Source organism: Peribacillus sp. TH16 (assembly GCF_016651095.1).
Classification (GTDB): domain Bacteria; phylum Bacillota; class Bacilli; order Bacillales; family DSM-1321; genus Peribacillus; species Peribacillus butanolivorans.
The window spans coordinates 328,495-355,327 of record NZ_JAEKEM010000009.1 but is presented as its reverse complement, the minus strand read 5'-3'; the positions used below and the strand labels follow the sequence as shown (position 1 = coordinate 355,327).

Sequence of the window (26,833 nt, the reverse complement as noted above, 5' to 3'; positions counted from 1 at the left end):
TTAAAAGGGAATTCAATACTTTTGTTGAACATGAATATTATGGGCCATTTTGACAGTTTGATGATTTTTATTATTGTAACCGTTTACATCTATATATTTAGCCTATTTATCTTGATTATGGTTGTGGATTACAAGATATTTCACATTGATGTATCTCAACAAAATCATTAGCGAATGGAGGTTAACCCATGGTTAACACGATGGCGTTCAATAAGAATGATTCACGTTCCTTCCTCACAGAAGAACACTTATTATTTAAACAATCAATTCGTGAATTTCTCGACAAGGAAGCTATCCCCTTTTATGATAAGTGGGAAAAAGAGAGGGAAGTACCTCGCTCATTTTGGAAAAAGATTGGGGATAACGGATTTTTATGTCCATGGCTTGATGTGGAATTCGGTGGGGTAGGAGCAGATTTTGGATATTCAGTTGTTCTGGCAGAGGAATTGGAAATGGTTGGATCAGCCTTAGTAGGCATTTCAATTCATTCTGATGTTGTAGCCCCGTATATTGCTTCATTCGGAACAATAGATCAAAAACAAAAGTATTTACCCAAGTTCAGTTCAGGAGAAATGATTTCTGCTTTTGCAATGACAGAGCCAGGAATGGATTCAGAATTAGCGAATATCCAAACCACAGCCATCAAGAAAGAAGGGTATTATATTGTCAATGGAGCCAAAACGTTTATCACAAATGGCTTTAAAGCTGACTTATTGATTGTAGCATGTAAAACTGATCTTGATGCTAATCCTTCCAATGATGGAATCAGTTTGTTGCTTATTGATAAAGATACGCCAGGGCTTACACGAGGCAGAAAGCTTGAAAAAGCAGGCCAGAATAGCTCAGAAACAGCCGAACTATTTTTCGATGATGCTTCAGTTCCTGCTGGGAACATCCTTGGGGAGGAAGGGAAGGGCCTATCATATATAATGCAAAAACTGCAGCAGGAAAGACTTATGTGTGCGATTGGGTCTTTAATGGCAGCTAAGGACATGCTCCACTTAACGATGAATTTTATAAAAGAACGAAAAGCATTTGGTAATAAAATAAGTAAATTTAATAAGGCACAGTTTACCATTGCTGAAATAGCGACCGATATTCAGCTGGGTAGAACGTTTGTTGATGGTTTGATCTGTAAACATATGAATGGGGAGAATATCATAACTGAAGTATCGATGGCTAAATATTGGATTACGGAGATGTCAAAGCGAATATCTGAAAAGTGCATGCAGTTACATGATGGATACGGAAATATGGGTGATTATAAAATTGCCCGGCGTCATCGAGACATTCGTTTGACAACATTCTATACAGGGTCAGATGAAATAGTGAAAACCCTCATCGCTAAAAATATCGGGTTTTAATTCAATGTTAAAAACTTAAATCTATTAACTACCTTTATTAAAATGAGGTAGTTTTTTTCATTCCATTTCTTCAATGTAATTACATTGAACTAGTTTATTTTAATAAAAGGTTTAATATTTTTTCGTATGGGTATAAGAGACTGTGCATATGAAAAGTGAAATGAATTTGTAAAATTTGTAATTGTATGCGAATGATGGAGGTGCTTGTCGTGTTAAAAATTGAAAATGTATCGAAAGTCTATAAGGGAGGGAAGAAAGCTGTAAAGAATATAACACTTGATATAAAAAAAGGGGAGTTCATCTGTTTCATTGGTCCGAGTGGCTGTGGGAAAACAACGACAATGAAAATGATTAATCGCCTGATTGAACCGTCCGAAGGTAAGATACTCATAAATGGAGAAAATATAATGGAAAAGGATCCGGTTAAGCTTAGAAGACAGATCGGGTATGTAATTCAACAAATTGGTCTTTTCCCTCATATGACGATTCTTGAAAATATCACCCTCGTTCCAAAACTACTTAAATGGAGTGATCAAGAGAAAAAAGAACGTGCGCTAGAATTGCTGCAGCTCGTTGATATGGGTCCCGAATATTTAGAACGGTATCCCTACGAACTGAGCGGCGGTCAGCAACAGCGAATTGGCGTTCTCAGGGCTCTAGCTTCTAATCCACCACTCATATTAATGGATGAACCTTTTGGTGCTCTAGATCCGATCACCCGCGATGCTCTTCAGGAGGAATTTAAAAATCTGCAGCGCACACTTAATAAGACAATTGTTTTTGTTACCCATGATATGGATGAAGCGATTAAACTTGCTGATCGTATTGTGATTTTAAAGGCTGGGGAAATTGTTCAAGTGGGAACCCCGGATGAAATTCTCAGAAATCCAGCCAATGAATTTGTTGAAGAATTTATCGGTAAAGAACGATTGCTTCAAACAAGACCGAACGTGCAATTGGTCGAACAAATCATGAGTCGTAATCCCATTTCAATTACTGAGGAAAAGTCTCTTACTAACGCTATCACTATTATGAGAGAAAAACGAGTTGATTCTCTGCTCGTGGTAGATGAAGAGAATGTATTAAAAGGATTTGTAGATGTTGAAACGATTAGTGAATATCGTAAAAAAGCTACATTTATTAGTGAAGTAATCAATACTGAAGTCTATTCTGTGAAACAAGACTCATTAATCCGTGATTCAGTTCAGAAGATTTTAAAACGCGGATTTAAATATGTGCCGGTCGTTGACCAAAATAAACATTTGGTCGGAATTGTTACTAGAGCTACATTGGTTGACATCGTGTACGACAGCATCTGGGGGGAAGAAGATAATCTAGTGGCTGAAATGGCTGAGATGTTTTAGGAGGTGAATGAGATGGAAACATTGCTCGATTTTTTACAAACGAATTGGCTAGAGTTGCTTTACAAGGCGTGGGAGCATTTATATATATCTATGATTGCTGTATTCCTTGGAATACTAGTTGCTGTACCGCTTGGCATTTTGTTGACCCGTATGAAAAAAAGCGCATCTATAATTATTGGAATTGCAAACATCATGCAGACGTTGCCAAGCTTGGCAGTACTAGCATTTTTCATTCCATTCCTCGGTGTTGGGAAGACACCTGCTATTATTGCGTTATTTTTCTATTCTGTTTTACCTATTCTCAGGAATACGTATACAGGCATTAAAGGTGTAAATAAAAATTTACTTGAATCTGGTAGAGGCATCGGGATGACGAGTTGGGAGAGAATTCGTCTAGTTGAATTTCCACTTGCACTTTCCGTCATTATGGCTGGGATTCGCACTGCCTCCGTTTATTTAATTGGCTGGGCAACATTGGCTTCCTTTATTGGAGGCGGAGGACTTGGGGATTACATATTTATTGGTTTGAATTTATACCAAACAGAATATATCATCGCATAGTGCAGTACCGGTAATCATCATGGCTATCCTGGTGGATTATGTTTTCTCGATCATTGAACGAAAAGTCGTACCAAAAGGATTAAAAGGTATGAAGGAAGTTGCTTGAGGAGGAATACCATGTATAAAAAAATAAGAAAAATAAGTTTTACTACCCTTTTATTGTTTTCATTATTCATCAGCGGCTGCTCGTTGCCTGGGTTGGGGTCATCTTCTGAAAAAACGGTTAAAATTGGTGCGCAGAGTATGACCGAATCCGAAATCTTGGCAAACATGATAGCACAACTACTTGAACGAAATACAGACCTTGATACGAAGATTATTAAGAATTTAGGTTCGAATTTCGTACAGCAACAAGCAATGGAGAGTGGGGATATTGATGTAGCCGCAACTCGTTATACGGGGACGGATTTAACGAGTGTTTTAGCTCAGGATATTGAAAAAGATCCAGTAAAGGCAATGGAAATTGTTCAAAAGGAATTTAAAAAACAATATGGATTCAAATTTTACGATTCTTATGGATTTGATAATACTTATGCATTTACGATATCAAATGAATTGGCAGAGGAAAAAGGCTATAAAAAAATATCCGATTTGGAAAAAGATGCAGGGAATTTGAGATTAGGTGTCGATAGTGCTTGGCTGAAAAGAAAAGGGGACGGCTATAAGGAATTCGTAGACACCTATGGATTAGAATTCGGAGAAACCTATCCGATGCAAATTGGACTAGTTTACGACGCTGTCAAAAATGGTCAGATGGACATTGTCCTCGCATACTCTTCAGATGGACGGATTAAGGTGAATAATTTGCAGCTTTTAGAAGATGACAAACAATATTTCCCTCCTTATGATTGTTCACCCGTTGTCACGAAAGATGCGTTAGAACGATATCCGGAAATAGAAAATCAACTAACTAAGTTAATTGGAGAAATCACAACCGAAACGATGCAGGAACTGAACTATGAAGTTGATGGAAACTTGAAAGAACCATCGATTGTAGCAACGGAGTTCCTTGAAGCACATAATTATTTTGAATAAATGGGAGGTGCAATCTAATGGAAACCTTGGAACAACTGGGAACGTATTACTCCCAGAATTGGATGTACGTACTTACTGAATTTTATCGCCACTTTTTAATGTCTGCTTACGGAGTTCTATTTGCCGCAATCATTGCTATCCCGCTAGGTATATTCATCGCAAAGCATAAAAAGTTGAGTAATTGGGTGTTTTCGATAACTAATGTCATACAAACCACACCAGCCTTAGCAATGCTTGCTCTCCTTATGTTAGTAATGGGACTGGGGACAAACACAGTTATTTTGTCATTGTTTTTATATTCTTTACTACCAATCCTAAGAAATACGTATGTAGGAATTACAAACATTGATCATGCCTATTTAGAATCGGGTAAGGCTATGGGGATGACGAAGTTCCAATTACTAGGAATGGTCGAACTGCCATTATCCCTGTCTGTCATCATGGCTGGTCTACGAACGGCACTTGTCGTTGCGATTGGTGTAACTGCAGTCGGCACATTCGTCGGTGCAGGTGGACTGGGTGATATCATTGTCAGGGGAACCAATGCTTCGAATGGTACCGCAATTATTCTCGCAGGAGCTATACCAACAGCATTAATGGCTATTCTGGCTGACATTTTATTAGGGTGGTTAGAACGTGCACTTTCACCAATTAAAAGAAAGAAATTAATACAATCCGAAGCAAAATAGGGAAAAAGAGCAGTTGCAACTGCTCTCAGACTGTAGACAAACTCGATGAAAATCGAGTTTGTCTACAGTTTTTTTGAGGGGTTGTAAAAATTCGACGTTGATTTCCACTCCAGGCACTCGCTTTCCGCGGGCGGTCAGGGAGCCTCCTCGGCGCCTTTGCGCCTGTGGGGTCTCCCTTGGACACGCATTTCCCGCAGGAGTCTCGCACCTTCCGTTCCAATCAACTTTGTTTTAACAATTAGATATAACCACTTTTGCCTACAGTCCTTTTTGTTTTAATATAGAAGTATTAAAACTTGAGGTGATGACGATGCTTTCGAAACATAATTCTATTCAGCGAGATCAACTTGAAATGATTACTTTGGATCAACTGGTGCCAGCGAACCATTTGGTTCGTAAAATTGAGGGGGCCATTGACTTCACTTTCATTTATGACTTGGTGAAAGAGATGTATTCAGAGATAGGGCGCCCAAGTATTGATCCAGTTATTTTAGTTAAATTGACATTCATTCAATATACCTTCGGTATTCGTTCGATGCGTAAAACGATTGAAGAAGTTGAAACGAATATGGCTTACCGTTGGTTTTTAGGTTACGGTTTCCATGATAAAGTACCTCACTTCTCAACGTTCGGGAAAAATTATGAGCGTCGCTTTAAAGATACAGACCTGTTTGAACGGATTTTTTATCGTATCTTAATGACAGCTTCAGAAAGAAAGTTAATAAGTGCAGAGCACGTATTCGTTGATTCAACACATGTGAAAGCCAGTGCGAATAAGCGAAAATTCGAAAAGAAAATCGTTCGTAAGGAAACACGAGCATATCAAGGACGCCTTCAAGAAGAAATAAATCAAGATCGTGAAAACAATGGAAAGAAGCCTTTTCCACCGGATAAATTTGATAAAGAAGAAACCAAAGAAATTAAAGAAAGTACAACTGACCCTGAGAGTGGCTACTATGTAAAAGATGAACGAACAAAACAGTTTGCCTATTCATTTCATGCGGCTGCGGACCGCAACGGTTTTGTGCTGGGGACGATTGTAACACCGGGAAATACGCATGATAGTCATATCTTAGAGCCTCTTGTTGAACAAGTGATTGAGAAAGTTGGAAAACCTGAAGCTGTTGCCGCAGATGCAGCTTACAAAACACCAGCCATTACAAGCTACCTTTTTGGGAAAGAAATCACACCAGCTTTACCCTATACACGTCCACGAACAAAAGAAGGGTTCTTTCGCAAGCATGACTATGTTTACGATGAACATTTTGATTGTTATCTCTGCCCATCGGGCGAGATTTTAAAGTACTCAACAACAAATAAAGAGGGCTATCGCGAGTACAAATCACCCAAACACACTTGTGCGACATGCTCATTTTTATCACAGTGTACAGTAAGCAAAGACCATCAAAAAGTGGTGACACGCCATATCTGGCAAAATTATATGGAAGAAGCAGATCATCTGCGTCATCACAAGGATGTAAAACCTATATATGCGAAACGTAAAGAAACAATAGAGCGTGTATTCGCAGATGCAAAAGAAAAGCATGGTATGCGTTGGACTACTTTAAGGGGACTTAAAAAATTGTCGATGCAGGCGATGCTTACTTTCGCTGCCATGAATTTAAAGAAGATAGCCAATTGGACATGGCAAGGTCCAAGAATGGCTTAATAAAGTGGGCTCGTAGAGGCCCAATCTCTTAATCTTGAGCAAAATTCAAAGGGAATTTCAAAAGGGGTCCGGAATTAAAACATTCCGAACCCCTTTTGTCTACAAACTGAGAGCAGTTGCAACTGCTCTTTTTTTATTAAGGTTATTAGCCATAAATTCTTCCCTTTAGTTTTTTATTTCTAATAAAGGGTAACTATAAGAACAGTTGTAAAAAAATAAGGGGAATCGATCAAACATGAAACTTACACCAGAACAACGAATTGAACTCCATGGTTTTAATAATCTTACGAAATCATTAAGTTTTAATATGTATGATATTTGTTTTACAAAAACAAAGAAAGAACGCGAAGCCTACCTAGAATATATCGATGAGCAGTATAATGCAGAAAGGCTTTCGAAGATTTTGCAAAACGTATCGGATTTAATTGGAGCACACGTTTTGAATACGGCAAAACAGGACTATATTCCACAGGGTGCAAGTGTAACGATGCTTGTTTCCGAAGGACCTGTCGTCGAAGTTCCGACTGGTACCTATGAGGAATCCCCTGGCCCATTACCCAATAATGTTGTCATGCAACTGGATAAAAGCCACATTACTGTTCATACATACCCTGAGTTTCATCCGAATGAAGGCATTAGTACATTCAGGGCTGATATCGATGTATCTACTTGTGGAGAAATCTCTCCACTAAAAGCACTTAATTATCTTATACATTCCTTTGATACTGACATAATTACTATTGATTACCGTGTCCGAGGATTTACACGGGATAAAAATGGACGGAAATTATTCATTGATCATGATATAAATTCCATTCAAAATTACATCCCTGATGAAGTAAAGAGTTTATATGATATGATAGACGTCAATGTGTATCAGGAAAATATATTTCATACGAAATGTAAGTTGAAAAGATTCGATATAAATAATTATTTATTCGGCTTCACAGAAGAAAAATTAAATTCAGAGGAACGACAGGAAATTATAGAAAGACTACAAACAGAGATGGATGAAATCTTTTATGGAGCTAACGTTCCGCATCTATTAAAGAAAAACAAGCATTCCAATTAAGGAATGCTTGTCTACAGTTTTTTTGAGGGGTTGTAAAAATTCGACGTTGATTTCCACTCCAGGCACTCGCTTTCCGCGGGCGGTCAGGGAGCCTCCTCGGCGCCTTTGCGCCTGTGGGGTCTCCCTTGGACACGCATTTCCCGCAGGAGTCTCGCACCTTCCGTTCCAATCAACTTTGTTTTAACAATTAGATATAACCACTTTTGCCTACAGTCCTTTTTGTTTTAATATAGAAGTATTAAAACTTGAGGTGATGACGATGCTTTCGAAACATAATTCTATTCAGCGAGATCAACTTGAAATGATTACTTTGGATCAACTGGTGCCAGCGAACTATTTGGTTCGTAAAATTGAGGGGGACATTGACTTCACTTTCATTTATGACTTGGTGAAAGATATGTATTCAGAGATAGGGCGCCCAAGTATTGATCCAGTTATTTTAGTTAAATTGACATTCATTCAATATACCTTCGGTATTCGTTCGATGCGTAAAACGATTGAAGAAGTTGAAACGAATATGGCTTACCGTTGGTTTTTAGGTTACGGTTTCCATGATAAAGTACCTCACTTCTCAACGTTCGGGAAAAATTATGAGCGTCGCTTTAAAGATACAGACCTGTTTGAACTGATTTTTTATCGTATCTTAATGACAGCTTCAGAAAGAAAGTTAATAAGTGCAGAGCACGTATTCGTTGATTCAACACATGTGAAAGCCAGTGCGAATAAGCGAAAATTCGAAAAGAAAATCGTTCGTAAGGAAACACGAGCATATCAAGGACGCCTTCAAGAAGAAATAAATCAAGATCGTGAAAACAAGGGAAAGAAGCCTTTTCCACCGGATAAATTTGATAAAGAAGAAACCAAAGAAATTAAAGAAAGTACAACTGACCCTGAGAGTGGCTACTATGTAAAAGATGAACGAACAAAACAGTTTGCCTATTCATTTCATGCGGCTGCGGACCGCAACGGTTTTGTGCTGGGGACGATTGTAACACCGGGAAATACGCATGATAGTCATATCTTAGAGCCTCTTGTTGAACAAGTGATTGAGAAAGTTGGAAAACCTGAAGCTGTTGCCGCAGATGCAGCTTACAAAACACCAGCTATTACAAGCTACCTTTTTGGGAAAGAAATCACACCAGCTTTACCCTATACACGTCCACGAACAAAAGAAGGGTTCTTTCGCAAGCATGACTATGTTTACGATGAACATTTTGATAGTTACCTCTGCCCATCGGGCGAGATTTTAAAGTACTCAACAACAAATAAAGAGGGCTATCGCGAGTACAAATCACCCAAACACACTTGTGTGACATGCTCATTTTTATCACAGTGTACAGTAAGCAAAGACCATCAAAAAGTGATGACACGCCATAATGGCAAGGTCCAAGAATGGCTTAATAAAGTGGGCTCGTAGAGGCCCAATCTCTTAATCTTGAGCAAAATTCAAAGGGGATTTCAAAAGGGGTCCGGAATTAAAACATTCCGAACCCCTTTTGTCTACAAACTGAAACAAGCATTCCAATTAAGGAATGCTTGTTTTGTGAATATTAATTTAATTGTAATACGCGGACCAATACATAACCAAGAATTGATAATAAGATTGAACCGAATAGACCAGCAACAAATGGTTTTCCACCATATTTCTTGAATATTACAAGATCTATATTTAATCCGAGTCCCGCCATAGACATTGCCATGAGGATATAAGAAAGTGAAACAATGTATTCAGCAATAGCTTCTGGTACTACTCCTGTAGAATAAAGTGCACTAGTTGCTAAAAACCCTAAAATAAACCAAGGAATCTGGATAGATTTCCATGAAAATTTCTTCCCAGGATTAGCTGTTCTCTCTTTCAAATTCATTATGAATCCAATAAAAATTGCAACAGGAATGAGTAAGGCAACCCTTGTTAACTTGACCATGACTGCCATATCTACTGCCTCATTTCCACCTGGTGCTGAAGCGGCAATTACATGAGCAATTTCATGCAGTGTAGCTCCCGAGAAAATTCCGTATCCCTGATCTGATAAACCTAGGAATGGGTAAAGAATGGTGTAACCAAATGTAAAGGTTGTTCCCAATACCGCAACCGTTGCCACGGCAATCGCTGTATCTTTTTCTTTTGCTTTAATTTGTGTGGAAATCGCAAGGACAGCCGCAGCTCCACAAATTCCTGTTCCACAGGCTGTCAAAATACCCAGCTTTTTTTCGACCTTAAAAAGACGGGTCAATCCATAAACTATTAATATAGCAAATACAAGACTAATAGCTCCGACAGCAAAAGTTTTTGGTCCAGCATTAAAAATATCCTTTAAGTTCAAACGCATCCCTAACAAAATGATACCAAATCGCAAAAGAACCTTACTAGAATAATTGGTCCCTGCAACCACATAATCAGGCAAGCCGACTATGGATTTCCAAAACACCCCTATTAATATCGCTATGACGAGCTGCCCCATTATATGAAGGAAGGGGAGCTCTGCCAAGAATTTTGCTGCAATAGCAATTAGTAGGGTTAAAACTATCCCTTTAATAAAGCCAAGCTTTATTGTTTCTCTTGCTGTTTTTCCCAAGTTGAACACTCCATCTTTATTGTTTCCTTTACTTTAAGGGTAAATTAAAAATAAGTGAAATATATATTTGCTATTGTAATAATCACTTTTACTTATGGTAAAATAAATTATAAAGAGGAGGTAACTATGGATCCTTTAAAGGTTTTTGTAACCGTAATCGAACAGAAAAATTTCTCAAGAGCAGGTGATATTCTTAATCTGTCACAGCCGGGAGTTAGCCTTCATATAAGGAATCTGGAAAATGAATTGGGGACGAAACTGATTTACCGTTCTCCGAAACAGGTTCAAATAACAGAGCCTGGAAAAATCTTATATAGGCATGCAAAGCAAATGCTGAATCACTATGAGACAGCAATAAGAGAAATTAATGATTTTAATAACGTGGTAAGTGGGACTCTAAAAATTGGGGCTAGTTTTACAATAGGAGAATATTATCTTCCGAAAGTTTTGGCGGAATATTCTGTCCTATATCCTCTAGTTGATATTCAAATTATTATTTCAAATTCTAATGAAGTTATTCAAGGCGTACGTTCTAACCAGATTGATATAGGTCTGATTGAAGGGGAAACGGATTATAAAGATATTGATGTTAACTCATTCATGAATGATGAAATGATTGTCGTCGTTCCGCCTGATCATCCACTTTCACAAATGGAAATCATAGATGGTGCCATGCTTCAGGATCAAACATGGGTACTTAGGGAGCAAGGGTCGGGAACTCGTACGTATTCAGATAAACTTATAAACAAACTAGATCTAAACATAAAACGAAGCTTTATTTTTACCAGTATTCAAGGAGTGAAAGAAGCAGTTATGGCTGGTCTTGGCATTGCACTGTTATCCCGATTAACCGTGCAAAAAGAACTGAAAACCGGTGAATTGAAGACCTTTCATTTGAAAAATGAAGCCTTTATTAGACCTTTTTCAGTGGTGAAAAAGAAAGATTTCGAAGCATCAAAAGCATTGGAGATGTTTTTAAATAAAGTGAGAGAATTTGCGATAAAAGGACAACTAAAATGATACGGAATTCTATGTATAAAAGCTGACCTCCTCATTTACACGATTGAGGAGCCTGGCATTTTTGATTTAATCGAAAGCGCTTTCGAATTATTCCTTTTTTTTAAGAACCCGTAATAGCCTTAATTTCAAGTAAAAGGGAAGTTCACGAATTTCGGGGTGCAATCGTCGTGACACTAGGTACATAGATCCTGTTACATTTAGGACATATGATAATACCCACGTCATAATGTTGGTGTGGATAAAACTAGAAAGTGAAACTTCATAGATGACACTAGAAATGGCTGTAAATATCAAGCCAAACGGGAAGGTATCTGTTTCGGAATGGATGAAAAAAGGAAATCAGTTACCCTCAACCAACATTTACGTATGTTCGCTTGATTACAAACATATTATTAAATAGGAAAAGACTAGGATGCTTTTTTTGTCCCTTTATTGACTTTTTCTATTTTATATTAATTTGTAAAAGGAGCGTCCACATTGGCTATAGAGGAGCAGAAAAATAAGCGAATTTCTGTTTTCGACAGAATTATAGGATTCATGCCAAAATTATATGTGATTGGGACTATTTTGATTTTTGTTTATACACTGGTTGCGATGGCCCTATTAGGAATCCAAACGTGGAAGGAGCCTGATAAAGTCGTCAATCCCGTAAATACACAGAATCCAGCTATTTCTGAAGGCTTTGAACATACATTGATAACGTTAATCATAGAACCGATTGTAACATCTGAGTTTTATCAAATAATCTTCAACACATTATTTCTTTACCTAGTGTGGATACTACTTTTTCTATTAGCACCGATTGCTTTTTACCGGCTAAAACACTTTAAGTTTTTTAATATAGAAATTGAGATTGAAAAACAAGATGCAGCTGTTTTTGAGGTGTTTAGCGTGAGCAGTTCAAAAATGAAATTTGCAGCATATTTAACATCTGAGGAATTTCAGCTGGAGATATCAGAGGAGATTGCAAATAGCAAGGATTTTAAAGCTCCCTTAATTTATACATTGGATAGTACTATCGAGTTTTATTCCAATCAATTAGGACTTGACTTTACTTATGAAATTTATAACTTAAATCAATTCAAAAAAGCTAAGCTACCTAAATCCATCAAATCGATGCTTGATAAGTCCATCCAAACTGGTGATCCATGTATAACGAATAAAAGCAACAGTGACAGTGAATATTATAAGAATTTTCTCTTGCATTATTATGAAAACCTAGACGGCAAATTTGTCACGGTTTTAAGCAGTTATCAAACGGAATTCGATACCTTCGATAAATCACTAATAAAAATTCTACACAATGTCATATACGATTATTATCTACAATATAACTATATATATGATGTAACGTTGACGATGGTGAAGAATGAAGAAATTTCATACAATAAATAAAAACCACCCTACAAGTGGTTATTTTTTTTGTAAGGTGATTGTTAATTATATTTTGAACGATTACATTATTACCAATAAGCTCAGAAGATTTCTTTACGTGTTGCTCTCTAAAATCCATGTTTTTTATTTTCTTAGACTTTTTCCCTTTTTTAAAATTATTGAAGGCGTTTAGAAAGGCTATTTGGATCACTCCCCTTATAGATTAGTATATTCATATTATTGATAAAGTTTCTAATAAAAAAGTCTCGTTAGAAAAAAATTTTAAAGGTTTTGTATATAAATACGAGCCTTTAATAAGGTTAATTTCAATATAATATTTTTATAGAGTAAGTCAAGACGAAGTCTACTTGGCTCTAACATTTCTGGTTAGCTTTGTGTAGCTATATTTACTTAAGCATTATGAGTTTCTTTCTCAAAAGAGAAATCTGCCTTATTGCATCGAGCTTAGCGACACCAGGATGAGCTTCCATATTCTTTATTTCAATTCCTCTTTGTGTACTTTGTAATATTGTTCATGATTTATTTTGAATTTTAGCACTTATTGCCTCTTCGTTTTTCATGATTTTCACGAGTAGGATAGCCCAATCACTATTTAACCTGAAAATGGTGATACGACTAGAAGTGAGTGAACAAAATTCAAAGGATTCTAAGAACATTACAAAGAGGGAATAAGGTTCTTCTTATTTTGAAATCAAGGAATAATCCCATTTTTTTAAAAGAAATAAAGAAATTCAGTAAAAAATATTGTATAGTTAAAAAGCAAGGTGTTCGAACAAACATTCGATTGTGATATGGAAGATAACTTCTTAGAAGAACAGGAGAGAGACAGTGAACGGGACAGCGCATATGGCATTAGGAGCAGCAGTGGGATTTTTAACAGCAAACACACTTCAAACCGATCCAACCACTACTTTATTCTTAGTTGGGGTTGGGGGTGTTTCAGGTCTAATGCCCGACATGGATATTGACGGAAAGTTAAGCAATAGAATTACCTTTTCACACAAGTTCATCCGAACTTTAGCACAAACCATCGGGATTCTCATGATTATTTATAGCGTTTTGGAAGGTTCTGAAACGGAAAAGTGGGTTGGTGTAGGAGCAGGAATTGGCATTATTATAATATCTACATTTATAACGCAAAGGCATATGCTGACCCTGACAGGATTAGGGGTATTAGGAGGCGGCCTATCTTTACAGGAAAACTGGTTATGGCTGTTAGGTATCTATATAATTCTAGCATCTTTCACACCTCATAGAAGTTATACGCATTCGATTGCTGGCATCGTTTTCTTTGGCGTCATTGCTCATCAATTCGAATCATCTTTGGGGATAGAGGGGATTTTCACTACTTGTATATTAGGCTACATAAGTCATTTAATTGCGGATATGAAATTTTTACCTTTTAATAGACGAGGAGTAAAGTTATTCTTGCCATTTTTCTCAAAGGAATTTTAAGTAAAAGAAACAGTGGTTCTGTCAGAACCACTGTTTCTTTTACTATTCATCATGAGATATGGTATTTTTTGATAAAGTAAAAAAATATTAAATATAAAATAATAGGAAATGGTAACTATTATAGGGTAAATTTAACTTATCTTCCTCATTTTCAGATGATACGACTCTTGATCAGTTAGAGTTTTTGGACAGACGCTTAGATAGAATAGTGGAGATTGCATGAATTCGTATTAATGTATGCAATCAAACAAAGTGAAAAAGTATAAAAATGGAAGAATAAAAATTGATGGAGTGTATGGAAGAATCGTTTTTGGTGTTTATAACGCAACAAGAAGGAGAAAAAATAGAGAAAATTATTCGCGTTCTCGTAGATTTTGAAAAAGAGAGTTTTGATGTTAATACCATACATGAAATGGTAGTACGCCCCAGGTTCTTGATTAAATAGTAGCATTGAATCTGAACTACAAAATAACAAAGGGATTTGACAGACTCGAGTATGTTCACTTGATACTCCTATTACACGACCACATGCAAAAATAATTTGTTCATTTGGCTTTACAACTGAAACAGTGTAAACTAATTTTGTTATTAACAATATCAATGCAAAGGATGTCAAACATGAAAAAACCTCGTATTGGAATGATAGGTTTAGGAAGTATAGCTCAAAAAGCATATTTACCAATCCTTACTAAAGAAACGGATTGGTCATTTGTAGGTGCTTTTTCACCAAGTAAAGATAAACGAAAAATGATTTGCAATCAGTATCGTATTCAAGATTTTAATAGCTTACAAACACTCGCTGCAGAGTGTGATGCTGTTTTCGTACATAGTTCCACTAGCTCACATTTTGAAGTCGTATCTTCTCTATTAACTAAAGGAATAGATGTTTATGTCGATAAACCATTAGCTGCAACTGTTGCTGAAGCTGAAAAATTAGTAGAGTTAAGTGAAAAATCACGAAGAAAGCTTATGGTTGGATTTAATCGCCGCTTTGCTCCTATGTATGTACAAGCAAAACAACAAGCTCAAAACATAGCATCAGTTCGTATAGAAAAACATAGAACAGATAGTATGGGACCTTATTCTTATGATTTTAGAATGTTAGATGATTATTTACATGTAGTTGATACTGCAAGATGGTTAGCTAATGGTGATTTAGATGTGCTGCATGGAACAGTAAATATCAGTAGTGAGAATTACCTTGTTTATGCAGGACATGTTTATAAATCCAAGGAGGGTATACCTTTCTTTACAGACATGCATCGAAAAGCAGGTACTAATCTTGAGAGGCTTGAACTATTAACAGATGGAGCAATTTTAAGTGTTAGGAACATGAATACTTTAGAAATTGCTTCTAATAACAGCCACTCAACTTCATTTTCTCCATCTTGGGATACAACGTTAAAGCAAAGAGGATTTGAAGATGCTGTACAACATTTTATTAATTGTATTCAAAATGATGAGAAACCACTGATTGATGGACTAGAAGGTCTGAAATCTCAATTGTTAGTCAATCAATTATTAAAAGCAGTAGCCAAATAAATAATATCAATTTAATGATATTGGAGCGCTTTCTAACTTTTTACAAAGAGTCTAGCAAAAAAGAGACAAAATTTCTTAGAGTAGAAAATTCGTTCCTTCTTATGGCGAAAATTACTTAGCTTATGAATAAAACTAAACAGATAGTACATTTTTATAATGTAGCCCCTTTGATTGAATCTGCTCAAGTTGTTGGTGAAGCCATACATTCAGAAACAAACTCTGTTAAAAAGGGCTACAAACGGTTTTACAATAAAGTTATCATCGAAAAAAGTTAACACAACAAACATAAAAGTCAGATTAGATGAACATTTCGTGATTGTATCTGTATAAATTAAAAAAACCTCAAATGAACACGAAAGACACTACCGGTTTGGGAGTGTCTTTTTCTTTATTATATATAAATGCTCTTGGTTAATTCAATAGCTATAGAGTGAAGGAAGTTAGAGTTATTAATCTATTTGACCCATTTCTCTCATACAGATTTTTAAATACCCTGTATGAGAATATGGAACATAATTTAGTAACCTTTAATTTAACTCATAGGAATTACATAATGATTATCTTTCAGACTTATCACCAGTATTATTGGTAGTTGTCTTTGAGTCATTCGCGTGTTTAACGCCTTTACTTACATAAGGTTTTGCGCTCTTTTTCTTGTTGGCACTAGTTTTCCAACGATTCCAACCCTTCTTACCCGTTCCCGTACCTGTACCTTTACCTGTTCCAGTTTTAGCCTTAGCTTTACTCATGAAATCACTCCATTAATATTGTATGGTTAGTTTAAACCATTTTACTTGATTATTATCCAAGTATGTTGAAATATACATCAACTATGGAGATAAGTACAGAGAAAGGCTCAATAAATTTTAAATTGATTTATTTTTTTCACCAAAATACAAAGGGAATCCGATATTGACATAAGACATAAAAAACTGAATAAGGGGTACTTTTTGATTAGAAATAATGCTAACAAAGAGAGAACAGAAGGGAAGATCTTTTTAAAAAGTGAAAAAGTTATTTAGTATAGTACAAAAGCTTACATATGCATCTGTACGGTGTAATATCTTAGCTAATGATTTTTTTAAGCGGTTACTGAAATGGACTAAAAATATTCAAAAATTATAGGGATTTGTAGTTTACTTTATGAAGTTAATAGTAATGAATGTTGATTATAGCCTATTGATGGAGATATTAATAAGATCCTAATTGAAAGAATTATGATAAATTAAAAAATCCCCTTACCATTTTGCTCCTTAATAATTTTTAAGAAACCTCTTGCTGATGTTGAAAAATATCTTTTTTTGAACGGATAAAACCACAAGTTAAATTGGAGCGTTCATAATTAACTAAGGGAATTATAATAATTTGACCATTAATAACTCTTTCATCATTAATTACAGTAAATTCAGAGAGGAAACTAATCCCTATCCCTTCGGCTATCGAGTTTTTTATCGTTTCCGTATTAGGAGATTCAAATAAAACCTTAAGGGGTCCATATTGGCGTATTATATCATCTAAAATAGGTTTGGTTATGGTATGTAAAATTAATTTTTGATTTAGTAATTCTTCAGGTGTAATACTTTCTTTGAAAGCAAGAGGAGAATTTTCGCATACACAAATATACATTCTTCCTTGAAATAATGTATCAAAATGCAATACATTTTTATTTGAATTTCCCCACTTAATCCAAGTCATTTCATCAACCGTGATGAAACCTAGATCATGCTCATTGTTTGAAATTTCCCTAATTACATTCTGATTTTCCTCAATAATAATCTCTGTGTTTGGATATTTTTTATTAAAGGCGGAAATAGCTTTAGGTAAAAAAGTAAGTAAAGTACTCGGGCTAGCAACTATTCTAAGTTCTTTATCGATATTTGTGCTCTGAAATTTTGCTTCTCTTTCTAAGTCTACTAACAAATCGCTAATTTTATATGCTTTTTCTATTATTCTTTTTCCTTGTTCTGTGGGTTTGGTTCCCAACCTTGATCTTTTAAATAAGCTTAATCCAAATTTCTGTTCGAAATTTGATAAAGACTGACTTATAGTAGCTACAGAAACATGAAGGTTATTTGCTGCCTCAGTAATCGAACCTGTTTTTGCCACTTCAATAATATATTCAATTTGTTGTATTTGCATAGCATATTCCCTCCTTTCTTTAGGAAAACCTAAAGTAACCTTAATATATAACTGATATACTCCTATTAAAATTCATTATAGGATAAATTTAGAATATTTCAATAATTATAATTTATCAGCTAAATATACGATTGTGAGGAGGAGAGGTGATTATGGAAAGAGTACACAACGAATAAAGTATGGTGCTGGTAACAGATATTTTAAATGAATTTTTCATAAGAAAGCAATGATTAGAAATGAAAGCCCTTACAAATTGATTGGATTTTAAATTTATTTCACTAAGTAATGATGAATAAGAAACTCTACAAAAATACTAAAAAGAGGTGAAACAGATGAGTGGAAAATACCGCTATTTCTTAATGATGATGATTACCTTTATTACAATTATTAATTATGTTGATCGCTCTATAATGGCTTATGCACAGGAGTATATAATAAATGAATATGGATTAAATGCTAAATCATGGGGGCATGTATTAGGTTTTTTTGGATACGGATATATTTTTGGCGGTTTTTTTGGAGGACTATTAGCCGATAAAAAAGGTCCTAAATTTGTGTGGATGCTTTCGGCTGTTACTTGGTCTATATTTGCTTTGGGTATGGGGGTTTCAGGGGATATTGGTATTGCCGTTTTTGGAGGTTCTGCACTTGCAGGATTTGCTGTATTTCGAATCTTATTTGGATTAGCAGAAGGACCTGCTCTTGTAGGCAATGCCCGGACGTTGGCAAATTGGGCACCTGTAAAAGAAAGAGCATTTTTGAATGGAATAGGTATATTAGGAGTCCCATTTGGAGCTTTAATTACGGCCCCAATTGCCGTATTTTTAATTTCTACAGTAGGTTGGAAAATGATGTTTGTCGTATTGGGAGCGATTGGTATAATTTGGGCGATTATATGGCGCAAAATATTTACAGATTATCCTGAAGATCATCCCCTTGTTTCAAAAGAAGAACTAGAAGTAATTCGTTATTCTAATGACATAAAAAAGAATGAAGGTGGAGATAAGACCATTTCCCCCTGGTATCATTTTTTTAAAAGTCCAACATTAATGTTAAATTCGATTGCTCACTTTTGTGCGAACTACATTAATTTTTTAATTTTAACCTGGGCTCCAAAATACCTGCAGGACGTCTTCAATTACGATTTAAAAGCGTTAGGTTATCTAGGGATGATTCCTTGGACATTAGCCTGTATTACTGTTCTACTGGGACCAAAAATCTCAGATATTCTATTTAAAAGGACGAACAACTTGTGGATAGCAAGATCGGGACTATGCATGATTTCATTTATCCTAACAGGTTTGTTCTTTACACTCATTCTTACTGTTAATTCTCCATTAGTCATTTTACTCTTAATGTCATTGGGGACTGGTTCTTCATTTTTAGGTGGTGCTTTGTTTTGGGTAGTCATTCAGGACACTGCACCTACAAGAGTTGGAGCATATACAGGGGTTAACCATTTCATAATTAACGCAGCTGCTATAGTCGCTCCGACCTTAACTGGTTATCTTGTCATGACTAATGGTTATCCAGCGATGTTTATTGCAGCAGTAGTGGTTTGCTTAATTGGATTCATCCTGATGATTTTTGTTAAACCAGGAATAAAAAATAATCAATCAGAAGTCATAGTAAATAATGCTCGTATGTAAATATTGCTCGTATAATTGAAAACTATTCGATTCAAATTGCTAATGTTACTTAAAATTTAAAAGTGTAAAAAATATATGTTTTGATTTAGGTAATCTTGAACGCTTCACTCTTTCTTTAGGAAAAATTGAAGTAACCTTAAAATTTAAGTGATTTACACTTAAAATCACCTAAGATAAAATAAATTTAGAATATTCAGATAAATATAAAAGCCACCAAAATTAAAATGGAAAAGGGGAAGAGACATGGATTTTAGATTAACTGATGAGCAAAGAATGGTACAAGAAACAGTTCGAGATTTTGTTGAAAAAGAATTAGCGCCACTCGAAAATCAAGTGTTAAGAAATGAACGTGAAGGTAAACCTGGAATTACTAGGGAGGAATTACGTAAACTTCAATTAAAAGCTAAGGACATAGGTTTTTGGGGAATTAACTCTCCAGAGGAATATGGAGGAGCCGACTTGGGTCCTGTAATGAGTAGTTTAATACAAATGGAATTAGGTAGAACGATTGTTCCTTTTGATTTTGGAGGACATGCACCAAATCTTTTATATATAGTACTTAATGAAGAACAAAAAAAGAAGTATTTATTGCCAGTTGTTGATGGAGAGAAAATTGCTTGCTTTGCATTGACAGAATCAAGTTCTGGTTCAGATGCTTCAAATATGGAAACAACTGCTGTGAAACAAGGAAATGAGTGGATTATTAATGGGGAAAAGATATTTATTACTCATGGTAGTGAATCAGACTTTGCCATCGTATTTGCAGTAACAGATAGACAGAAAGGTATGAATGGGGGAATCACTTGTTTCCTAGTTGACCGCGAACTGGGGTACCGTTCTGAGCCAATTCCGGTGATGTCTGGAAGTCATCATGAACCTGCAACGCTAGTTTTTGATAATGTACGTGTTCCTGAAGAAAATGTTATTGGAGAAGTGGGAGATGGCTTTAAATATGCAATGGTGTTCATTAACCATAATCGTGGATGGGTTATTCCTTCTTGGGCTATTGGTGGTGCTGAACGTTTATTAAATATGGCAATAGAATGGGCAAATAATCGTGTTTCATTCGGAGAGCCACTTGCTGAACGTCAAGCAATTCAATGGATGATCGCTGATTCTGCTACCGAAATTGAAGCAGCAAAATGGATTTTTCTCCGTTCTGCGTGGATGGCTGAACAAGAAGGATCATGGAAAACTGGGCAAGATAGCATTCAATTCCGCCATCAGTCCTCAATCTCAAAGTTATATTCGACTAATATGATAAGTCGAGTAGTTGACCGCGTTTTACAAATTCATGGAGGTTTAGGTTATACAAAAGAATCGCCTGTAGAGCGCTGGTATCGTGAGGTAAGAATTTGGCGTATTTTTGAAGGTTCAGATGAAATGCTCCGCCGTTCAATCGCTACTAATTTACTGAAAGAAAAAGTAAAAGTCGGTGAATTGATGAAAGCAGGTAGTGAATTTGTTTTGAATTAACTCTATTTTTAGAAAAAGATCCGAAAATTAGTAAGCGTTTACATTTAAGAGAGTAATAAAATTTATTGAAATAAAATCCTAAATGAGAGTGAGTTGAAATACAAGATATACCTTTAGTCTACTTCCTCTTCAAGGTGGGTGGTGTGAACATAAGTGTCAGACTGTCTTTCAATTATTGATTCATACTAAGCAGTAAGATACTATATCAGTATTTTTGGAGAGGGCATCCCCTAATGAAATGCCCTCTTAGTTTCAAATCGAATAGTTAAGGTATATATCAATAATTTTTTTAAGGGGAGGTATGAAATGGGTACAAATTTTGATCTAATTGTCCCAGAATACTATAACATTGCTTGGGACATCGATGGCTATGCTGATGGGGAGCCCCAAGTAGCTATTTATTGGGAAGATGCAATAGGAATCACAAGGACCTTAACCTACCAAGAGCTCCGCCATTTATCAAATAAATTTGCTAATGTCTTAAAAAACATTGGTTTAACAAAAGGGGATAAGATTTTAATTGTCCTTCCAAGAATTCCTGAGACATATATTGCTTATATTGCTGCTTTAAAGTTAGGGTTAGTTATATCTCCCGGTTCAGATATGCTTATGCCTAAGGATCTTTTATATAGAATTAATCAATCACAAGCTAAAGCAATCATTTGTTATCATACATTAACAGATCGGATCCATAAAATTAGTTCAGAAACGGTGAGCCTTAGATATTATCTCACGGTTGGCGGCGAAGTGGAAGGATGGCAAAACTACGAGAATTTAATCAAAGGAATGCCATCAAAATTTGACCCTGTTGCAACCCGTTCTGATGATAGCGCTTTCCTTTGCTATACATCTGGTGCGACGGGGAATCCAAAGGGAGTAATACATGATCATGGATGGGTTTATGCACATCGAGCGTTATCCGTAAAAATTGGGTTTAACTGTGGACCGGGTACTCTGATTTGGAGCACTGTTAGTCCAGCATGGATAAAGTGGGTACACAATGCCTTTATTAACACGTTAGGGTCTGGTGCTACAGGATTAGCTTATAACGGTCATCTTGATGGGGAGAAATATTTACAAATGATAGAAAAATACAATGTAAACTTTTTATGTGCTACCGCAACTGAATATCGCAAAATTTCTAATGTCGATCAATTAGATCGTTTTAAAATTTCTAGTCTAAAAAATGCTTTAAGTTCAGGGGAACCTCTTAATAACCAAGTTATCGATAAGTTTAAGAGACACTTCAACGTGAAGGTTGGAGATGGTTATGGACAAACAGAAAACACTCTACTAATTACATCATTAAATGACATGAATGTAAAACCAGGGTCACTAGGAAGATCAACTCTGGGTGATCTGGTAAGAGTTAATGATGATAATGGGAATCCATTACCATTTGGGGAAGTGGGAGTGATTGCAGTACACCGAAGTGTTCGAGGTTTATTCAAAGAGTATCATAATGATCCGGAACGCACGAAATCAGTATTCCATGGTGATTGGTATATGACTGGTGATCTTGCGAAGATGGATCAAGACGGATATTTTTGGTTTGAAGGTCGTTCAGATGATCTCATAATAAGCTCTGGCTACACCATTGGACCATCTGAAATAGAAGAGGCTCTGCTAAGTTATGAAAATGTGAAAGAATGTGCTGTTGTACCAAGTCCTGATGCAGTTAGAGGAGCCGTTGTAAAAGCTTTTATTGTCATAGATAAAAAAGTTATACCGTCAGATAACCTAGTAAAGAAATTACAGAATTATGTAAAAACAATTACAGCTCCTTATAAATATCCAAGAGAAATTGAATTTGTTTCAGAACTACCCAAAACCGTCTCAGGTAAGATTCAAAGAGGGAAATTACGTCAGTTAGAAAAACAAAGAAAACAAATAGAAAACATAAAAACTCAAACTGTCCCTAAGGATGAATAATATTATGAATTAATAATTCTAATAATAATGATGATAGTGAATGTTGTTTCCGTAGTCGTAGCATATATTAACATAATTTTTTAAACAGTAATGAGCTCGCTAATGTCAAGGGGGAGCTGAGGTGCTTCACATAGACCATGCGTTACTATAAATTGGACAGACCGGTAGAGTGGACACATCTAGTTTAATAATCACCTTGTATTTTAATGAGTAATCTAAAACCAAGTCTTGAAGAGATTAAAAGGCCTAGTATTACCTCCTGAATATCGAAAAGTAAATATAAGTATTCCTCCTTTTTATTGGAAAGAAGGTAAAATAATGATGAACTGCCCTAAATCAAGCTTTTGATTTGTGTAATTGTTGGTATGTGATTTTTCATTGAGTAACAGGCACGGTTAAAAAGCACCTAATGACCTTAATACAGATATAACGACAACGAGAATCAATCCAATAAATTACCTTAAGTTGCAGTCTACATTAATTAACCTCATAAGAATTGAAAAGACACAGCCTGATTGAGGAGTGTCTTTTTCTTCACATTTTATTTGAATATTTTAAAAAGGTTTTGAGTTTTGTCACCGTTATTATTGTTGACATTTTGAATCATTCGAGTGTTTAACGTCTAACAACATATGTTATGTTGATCGTTCGGTTTTTTTACCTTTCTTGCCCGTACGTTTATCCGGTCTTAGCCTTAGCTTTATTTATGATATCACTTCATTAATATTGTATGATATTTTAAAGAATATTCTTGACTAAAATCAAATTAGGTTGAAAACTCACTAACTATCTAGATAAGTACAGGTTACTTCATTATTATAGATCTCGATTTTGTTAACCAGATGCTTATCCCTATTTTTTTACATATAGTTAAGTAATGCATAAGGGTTAATAATACAGCACCTGTATTCATGCCTAAGATGATGCCTCCCATGTTAAGAGAGGCTTGGGAGCCGAGAATATACATCATCACAAAGGCGACGATATGTGACCACACAGTATGGAAAAAAGCCTCTTTAACTAAGCCTAAGCCAATAAGATAGGCTTGCATCGGAATAACAAAAAAGTGAAAAAGAAAATAAGGACATAATAATTTTAAATAATAAGCAGCTGAAGTGGAGGAAAAAAAGAGTGAGGTCAAAGGTTCCGCAAAGAGATAAATAAAGACCACTGCAGGAACCCCATACAAGATTGTAAAAGACATCGATTTTTGTAATAAAACTCTCAATTTTTCCTCATCCTGTCTCTTGTAAGCATTCGATACATTAGGGATAAGCATTATCATTAGTGAATGAGCAATAAAAGCAGGGAAGAAGCCGATAGTCATCGCAACTCCTGTGAGCATCCCAAAATGTTCAGTAGCCATTACCGCGCCGAATCCTGCTGAGAGAAGGGCAGCATGAATCAGAAAAGGTTGAATCGCATTTGTTATTGCGTGAAAGATTCTTAGTCCCATAGTAGGTAGTGAAACCTCCAGCAACTTTTGACGTGCATATCTACCAGAGGTACGCGAGTTTGTACCACGCTTCATAATACGCATTTGAAGAATCAATAGGCTAATCAGGTATAAGAAGACGAGGAACTCACTGCCTATTAAAACAAAGAAGGCCATCAGCAGGGACTTTTCCTGGTTAAAATTAAATAAGGTAAAGATGAAGAACAGCAAGCCAAATTGAATAATATCTTTTAAAAAGTTGGAAAATGCAATCTTTCCCATCTGCTGAACGCCCATAAAATATCCTCTTGCAATCGACGAAAAGGCGACTATAGGGATTAAGGTAATAAGCAGCCATTTTATATATGGGTGGTATCTGTCCATTATGGATGAAAAGGTAAGAATAAAAGGCATGACGACACACATAACCAGCACTACAACCATAGCCATTTTAAGTGCATGTATCACAAGATTATAATGCAATGTGTGTTTATTTTCTGCCACGAATTTTGAAATGGAAATATGTAATTCAAGACTGGCAATCACATATATCAAAAAGAAAATCGGCAATATAGACATATAGAGCCCCATGCCTTCTTCTTGTAATTCCCTGGCTAGGATCATGTTCACTAAAAATTCGATACATTCACCAAAAAACGCTGCGACAATCAAAATGAGCGTTCCTTTATAGAAAGATTTCATGTTGGCACACTCCTAACAAAGGTGTTTGTATAAGATATGAGACATGCCATGGAATATTCATAAGGAAGGACATAAAGCGGAGGTACTTATTGACTTATCATGGTTTTACTAAAAAAATATAGATTAAGAATATAAGTTTTTTTAAGAACTACCTTATTGGAAGTGAGCATAGTTTAACCTTCACATTAATCTTTTCATACTAATATTTTTCCCCTTAAATCGTTCAGAAAAAAGTACGGAAATAAAAATAACGAAACCCTGTTGGATTTTGCTAAGAATTTTCATTTTTATCGTTGATAATCATCTTTGTTTTATTTGGGGCACATTGATTTAATCCATAGATTTTTCTAGGATTTCAGCTAATGGCACATTATCGTATGGTGAGCGTATAGATAGATGTTACTTTAGAATAAAGTTTGATCATTTTCAGGGTTTAAGTACGACGAATACTCTCCGTTATATAGGAAGTTACCTTTATGCACTATGCAATAGTTTATTTAAATTGATTTTGTCATCGTGATATTCGTAATTTCATAGCCCGACTTTTCATATAATCCACGTGCAATTTTGTTATGGCCAAAAACGTGAAGTGAAATCTTCTTCATTCCTAATTCTTTAGCGATAATTTCAATTTCTTTCATTGCATTCTTACCATATCCCAGCCCTTGATATTGCTCAAAGATAATAAAATCATAAATAAAGCCTTCGTCATTATTTTTAGGTGATTTTTGTGCAATCCAAATCGTTCCGACTATGTGTTGGTCGTGAAAGATAGAGAATATAAAATTAAACTCGGATTTTTCACCTTTTGGTAAAAGTTGAGTAAATTCTTTCCTAGAAAGATCCATTGCTTCATCTTCACTCCAATTTCCAGAAGCAACTTTGTCTTTTGCATAGTCATCAATTGCATGAATAATATATTGCTTAAAATCCTCTTTTTTAATAGGTTTTAATGTAACCATTTAATTCCCTCCTAATATATTGATAATTCTTCTATTAAACATAATATATTTTAAAAAAACTATCGCATACCTGTTAGCTTAATAATGTTAATTCCTCTTTTTTTATAAATGATGAGACTTTATCCAAAAGCCACAATAGACGCTTAGAGAACATAGTTTTTTTAAAAATTAATTCTAATTCAAGTCATCGCATATTTTGCGGAAAAACCAAAGCTTTATCTATATTTGCTGATTATTTCATTCTCATGATGTCCACTCTTAAAGTGACCTTTGTTTTATTATTAAAAGTTTTGGCTAAACCAGATGAACTTAGTTAAAAAAATTTAGTGGTTTTTCAATTTTCCACTAGATTAGAAATGCCGGATAAATAGTAAAGGCCTTCTACTAGAGGATATATTCACTTTGTAATTCAGCCTATATTTTGCTATTCTGTATTCAGAGGAGATGATCAAAATGAAATTTACATCTATTAGTAAGTCAGACATTGATGAATTATGCATTGCGTTTGAAAGTTGTTTAACACAACATGATATTACATTCAAATATGTAGATATGACAGAAGATAACGGAATAATCTCGTTTATTTTTTGCAATGATCCGGAAAAGGCTAGATCAGTCGATTTAGAAGGCAAACAGTTTATTGGATTAGAAACAGATTACATAGCCAAGGAAATTTTGGAGCCAATCCTACCTCGGTTAAAAGAATATGCAAAAAAATAAAATCATCGTTTAAGATGATTTTATTTTTTTGATTAATTACATATTTGTTATCCTAAATTAAAAGCTGCTGTTATTT

Annotated in this window: 20 protein-coding genes and 1 pseudogene; 16 read left to right on the top strand and 5 right to left on the bottom strand. The window is 35.3% G+C overall.

The window, feature by feature from the left end; all coding sequences use genetic code 11:
* Positions 1-188: 188 nt before the first annotated feature.
* From JFV29_RS15705 to JFV29_RS15670, 8 genes and pseudogenes are all read left to right on the top strand, one after another.
* Positions 189-1,364, top strand: coding sequence for an acyl-CoA dehydrogenase family protein (locus tag JFV29_RS15705; protein WP_201185100.1), 1,176 nt, complete (start codon positions 189-191; stop codon positions 1,362-1,364).
* 209 nt (positions 1,365-1,573) lie between these two features.
* A complete protein-coding gene (locus tag JFV29_RS15700) occupies positions 1,574-2,728 on the top strand; it encodes a betaine/proline/choline family ABC transporter ATP-binding protein (protein ID WP_201185099.1) in 1,155 nt (384 codons plus the stop codon).
* Between the two features lie 12 nt (positions 2,729-2,740).
* Positions 2,741-3,395, top strand: a pseudogene (locus JFV29_RS15695) (ABC transporter permease).
* 11 nt (positions 3,396-3,406) lie between these two features.
* Positions 3,407-4,324 carry an osmoprotectant ABC transporter substrate-binding protein gene (locus JFV29_RS15690; protein WP_201185098.1) on the top strand — a complete coding sequence of 306 codons (918 nt, stop codon included), beginning with the start codon at positions 3,407-3,409 and terminating at the stop codon, positions 4,322-4,324.
* A gap of 17 nt (positions 4,325-4,341) precedes the next feature.
* Complete coding sequence (locus JFV29_RS15685) at positions 4,342-5,013, top strand: ABC transporter permease (RefSeq protein ID WP_053346307.1); 672 nt, start codon at positions 4,342-4,344, stop codon at positions 5,011-5,013.
* 310 nt (positions 5,014-5,323) lie between these two features.
* Entirely contained in the window at positions 5,324-6,682 is a 1,359-nt protein-coding gene (locus JFV29_RS15680; RefSeq protein ID WP_201181938.1) for an IS1182 family transposase, read from the top strand.
* A gap of 235 nt (positions 6,683-6,917) precedes the next feature.
* Positions 6,918-7,754: an adenosylmethionine decarboxylase gene (speD, locus tag JFV29_RS15675; RefSeq protein WP_201185097.1), complete on the top strand. Its 837-nt coding sequence runs from the start codon at positions 6,918-6,920 to the stop codon at positions 7,752-7,754.
* Between the two features lie 253 nt (positions 7,755-8,007).
* Complete coding sequence (locus JFV29_RS15670; protein ID WP_446728254.1) at positions 8,008-9,171, top strand: IS1182 family transposase; 1,164 nt, start codon at positions 8,008-8,010, stop codon at positions 9,169-9,171.
* 133 nt (positions 9,172-9,304) lie between these two features.
* Here JFV29_RS15670 and JFV29_RS15665 read toward each other — a convergent pair whose 3' ends face one another.
* The gene (locus tag JFV29_RS15665; protein WP_201185096.1) at positions 9,305-10,330 is read right to left on the bottom strand and encodes a YeiH family protein; all 1,026 of its coding nucleotides are present in this window, start codon (positions 10,328-10,330) and stop codon (positions 9,305-9,307) included.
* A 126-nt stretch (positions 10,331-10,456) separates the two neighbouring features.
* On the opposite strand from JFV29_RS15665, the gene JFV29_RS15660 reads away from it, so the two are divergent.
* The 4 genes from JFV29_RS15660 to JFV29_RS15645 all read left to right on the top strand — a co-directional run bounded on the left by JFV29_RS15660 (position 10,457) and on the right by JFV29_RS15645 (position 15,742).
* Positions 10,457-11,350, top strand: a complete 894-nt coding sequence (locus JFV29_RS15660; protein WP_201185095.1) for a selenium metabolism-associated LysR family transcriptional regulator — start codon at positions 10,457-10,459, stop codon at positions 11,348-11,350.
* 477 nt (positions 11,351-11,827) lie between these two features.
* Positions 11,828-12,745, top strand: coding sequence for a hypothetical protein (locus tag JFV29_RS15655; protein WP_056523624.1), 918 nt, complete (start codon positions 11,828-11,830; stop codon positions 12,743-12,745).
* An 828-nt stretch (positions 12,746-13,573) separates the two neighbouring features.
* Positions 13,574-14,200 carry a metal-dependent hydrolase gene (locus JFV29_RS15650; RefSeq protein WP_201185093.1) on the top strand — a complete coding sequence of 209 codons (627 nt, stop codon included), beginning with the start codon at positions 13,574-13,576 and terminating at the stop codon, positions 14,198-14,200.
* 618 nt (positions 14,201-14,818) lie between these two features.
* Positions 14,819-15,742, top strand: a complete 924-nt coding sequence (locus tag JFV29_RS15645) for a Gfo/Idh/MocA family protein (protein WP_201185091.1) — start codon at positions 14,819-14,821, stop codon at positions 15,740-15,742.
* A gap of 557 nt (positions 15,743-16,299) precedes the next feature.
* Here the strand turns inward: JFV29_RS15645 and JFV29_RS15640 are convergent.
* Entirely contained in the window at positions 16,300-16,491 is a 192-nt protein-coding gene (locus tag JFV29_RS15640; protein ID WP_201185089.1) for a DUF3934 family protein, read from the bottom strand.
* 514 nt (positions 16,492-17,005) lie between these two features.
* Complete coding sequence (locus JFV29_RS15635; protein WP_201185088.1) at positions 17,006-17,881, bottom strand: LysR family transcriptional regulator; 876 nt, start codon at positions 17,879-17,881, stop codon at positions 17,006-17,008.
* Positions 17,882-18,213: 332 nt separating this feature from the next.
* Between JFV29_RS15635 and JFV29_RS15630 the strand changes: the two genes are divergently transcribed.
* The 3 genes from JFV29_RS15630 (at position 18,214) to JFV29_RS15620 (ending at position 22,938) form a co-directional block, all read left to right on the top strand.
* Positions 18,214-19,530, top strand: coding sequence for an MFS transporter (locus tag JFV29_RS15630; RefSeq protein ID WP_201185086.1), 1,317 nt, complete (start codon positions 18,214-18,216; stop codon positions 19,528-19,530).
* 243 nt (positions 19,531-19,773) lie between these two features.
* Positions 19,774-21,006 (top strand): acyl-CoA dehydrogenase family protein, encoded by a 1,233-nt coding sequence (locus tag JFV29_RS15625; RefSeq protein WP_201185085.1) that lies wholly within the window; start codon positions 19,774-19,776, stop codon positions 21,004-21,006.
* Between the two features lie 306 nt (positions 21,007-21,312).
* Entirely contained in the window at positions 21,313-22,938 is a 1,626-nt protein-coding gene (locus JFV29_RS15620; protein WP_201185084.1) for an acyl-CoA synthetase, read from the top strand.
* Between the two features lie 805 nt (positions 22,939-23,743).
* On the opposite strand, the gene JFV29_RS15615 is transcribed toward JFV29_RS15620, so the two are convergent.
* Positions 23,744-25,075, bottom strand: coding sequence for an oligosaccharide flippase family protein (locus JFV29_RS15615; protein WP_201185083.1), 1,332 nt, complete (start codon positions 25,073-25,075; stop codon positions 23,744-23,746).
* 497 nt (positions 25,076-25,572) lie between these two features.
* A complete protein-coding gene (locus tag JFV29_RS15610; RefSeq protein WP_201185082.1) occupies positions 25,573-26,037 on the bottom strand; it encodes a GNAT family N-acetyltransferase in 465 nt (154 codons plus the stop codon).
* A gap of 453 nt (positions 26,038-26,490) precedes the next feature.
* Between JFV29_RS15610 and JFV29_RS15605 the strand changes: the two genes are divergently transcribed.
* Positions 26,491-26,757 (top strand): hypothetical protein, encoded by a 267-nt coding sequence (locus JFV29_RS15605; RefSeq protein WP_201185081.1) that lies wholly within the window; start codon positions 26,491-26,493, stop codon positions 26,755-26,757.
* Positions 26,758-26,833: the final 76 nt, after the last annotated feature.

Coding starts and splice junctions, on each gene's coding strand:
- JFV29_RS15705 (WP_201185100.1), top strand. CDS start 189: ATGGTTAACACGATGGCGTTCAATAAGAATGATTCACGTTCCTTCCTC.
- JFV29_RS15690 (WP_201185098.1), top strand. CDS start 3,407: ATGTATAAAAAAATAAGAAAAATAAGTTTTACTACCCTTTTATTGTTT.
- JFV29_RS15685 (WP_053346307.1), top strand. CDS start 4,342: ATGGAAACCTTGGAACAACTGGGAACGTATTACTCCCAGAATTGGATG.
- JFV29_RS15680 (WP_201181938.1), top strand. CDS start 5,324: ATGCTTTCGAAACATAATTCTATTCAGCGAGATCAACTTGAAATGATT.
- speD (WP_201185097.1), top strand. CDS start 6,918: ATGAAACTTACACCAGAACAACGAATTGAACTCCATGGTTTTAATAAT.
- JFV29_RS15670 (WP_446728254.1), top strand. CDS start 8,008: ATGACGATGCTTTCGAAACATAATTCTATTCAGCGAGATCAACTTGAA.
- JFV29_RS15660 (WP_201185095.1), top strand. CDS start 10,457: ATGGATCCTTTAAAGGTTTTTGTAACCGTAATCGAACAGAAAAATTTC.
- JFV29_RS15645 (WP_201185091.1), top strand. CDS start 14,819: ATGAAAAAACCTCGTATTGGAATGATAGGTTTAGGAAGTATAGCTCAA.
- JFV29_RS15640 (WP_201185089.1), bottom strand. CDS start 16,491: ATGAGTAAAGCTAAGGCTAAAACTGGAACAGGTAAAGGTACAGGTACG.
- JFV29_RS15635 (WP_201185088.1), bottom strand. CDS start 17,881: ATGCAAATACAACAAATTGAATATATTATTGAAGTGGCAAAAACAGGT.
- JFV29_RS15630 (WP_201185086.1), top strand. CDS start 18,214: ATGAGTGGAAAATACCGCTATTTCTTAATGATGATGATTACCTTTATT.
- JFV29_RS15625 (WP_201185085.1), top strand. CDS start 19,774: ATGGATTTTAGATTAACTGATGAGCAAAGAATGGTACAAGAAACAGTT.
- JFV29_RS15620 (WP_201185084.1), top strand. CDS start 21,313: ATGGGTACAAATTTTGATCTAATTGTCCCAGAATACTATAACATTGCT.
- JFV29_RS15615 (WP_201185083.1), bottom strand. CDS start 25,075: ATGAAATCTTTCTATAAAGGAACGCTCATTTTGATTGTCGCAGCGTTT.
- JFV29_RS15610 (WP_201185082.1), bottom strand. CDS start 26,037: ATGGTTACATTAAAACCTATTAAAAAAGAGGATTTTAAGCAATATATT.
- JFV29_RS15605 (WP_201185081.1), top strand. CDS start 26,491: ATGAAATTTACATCTATTAGTAAGTCAGACATTGATGAATTATGCATT.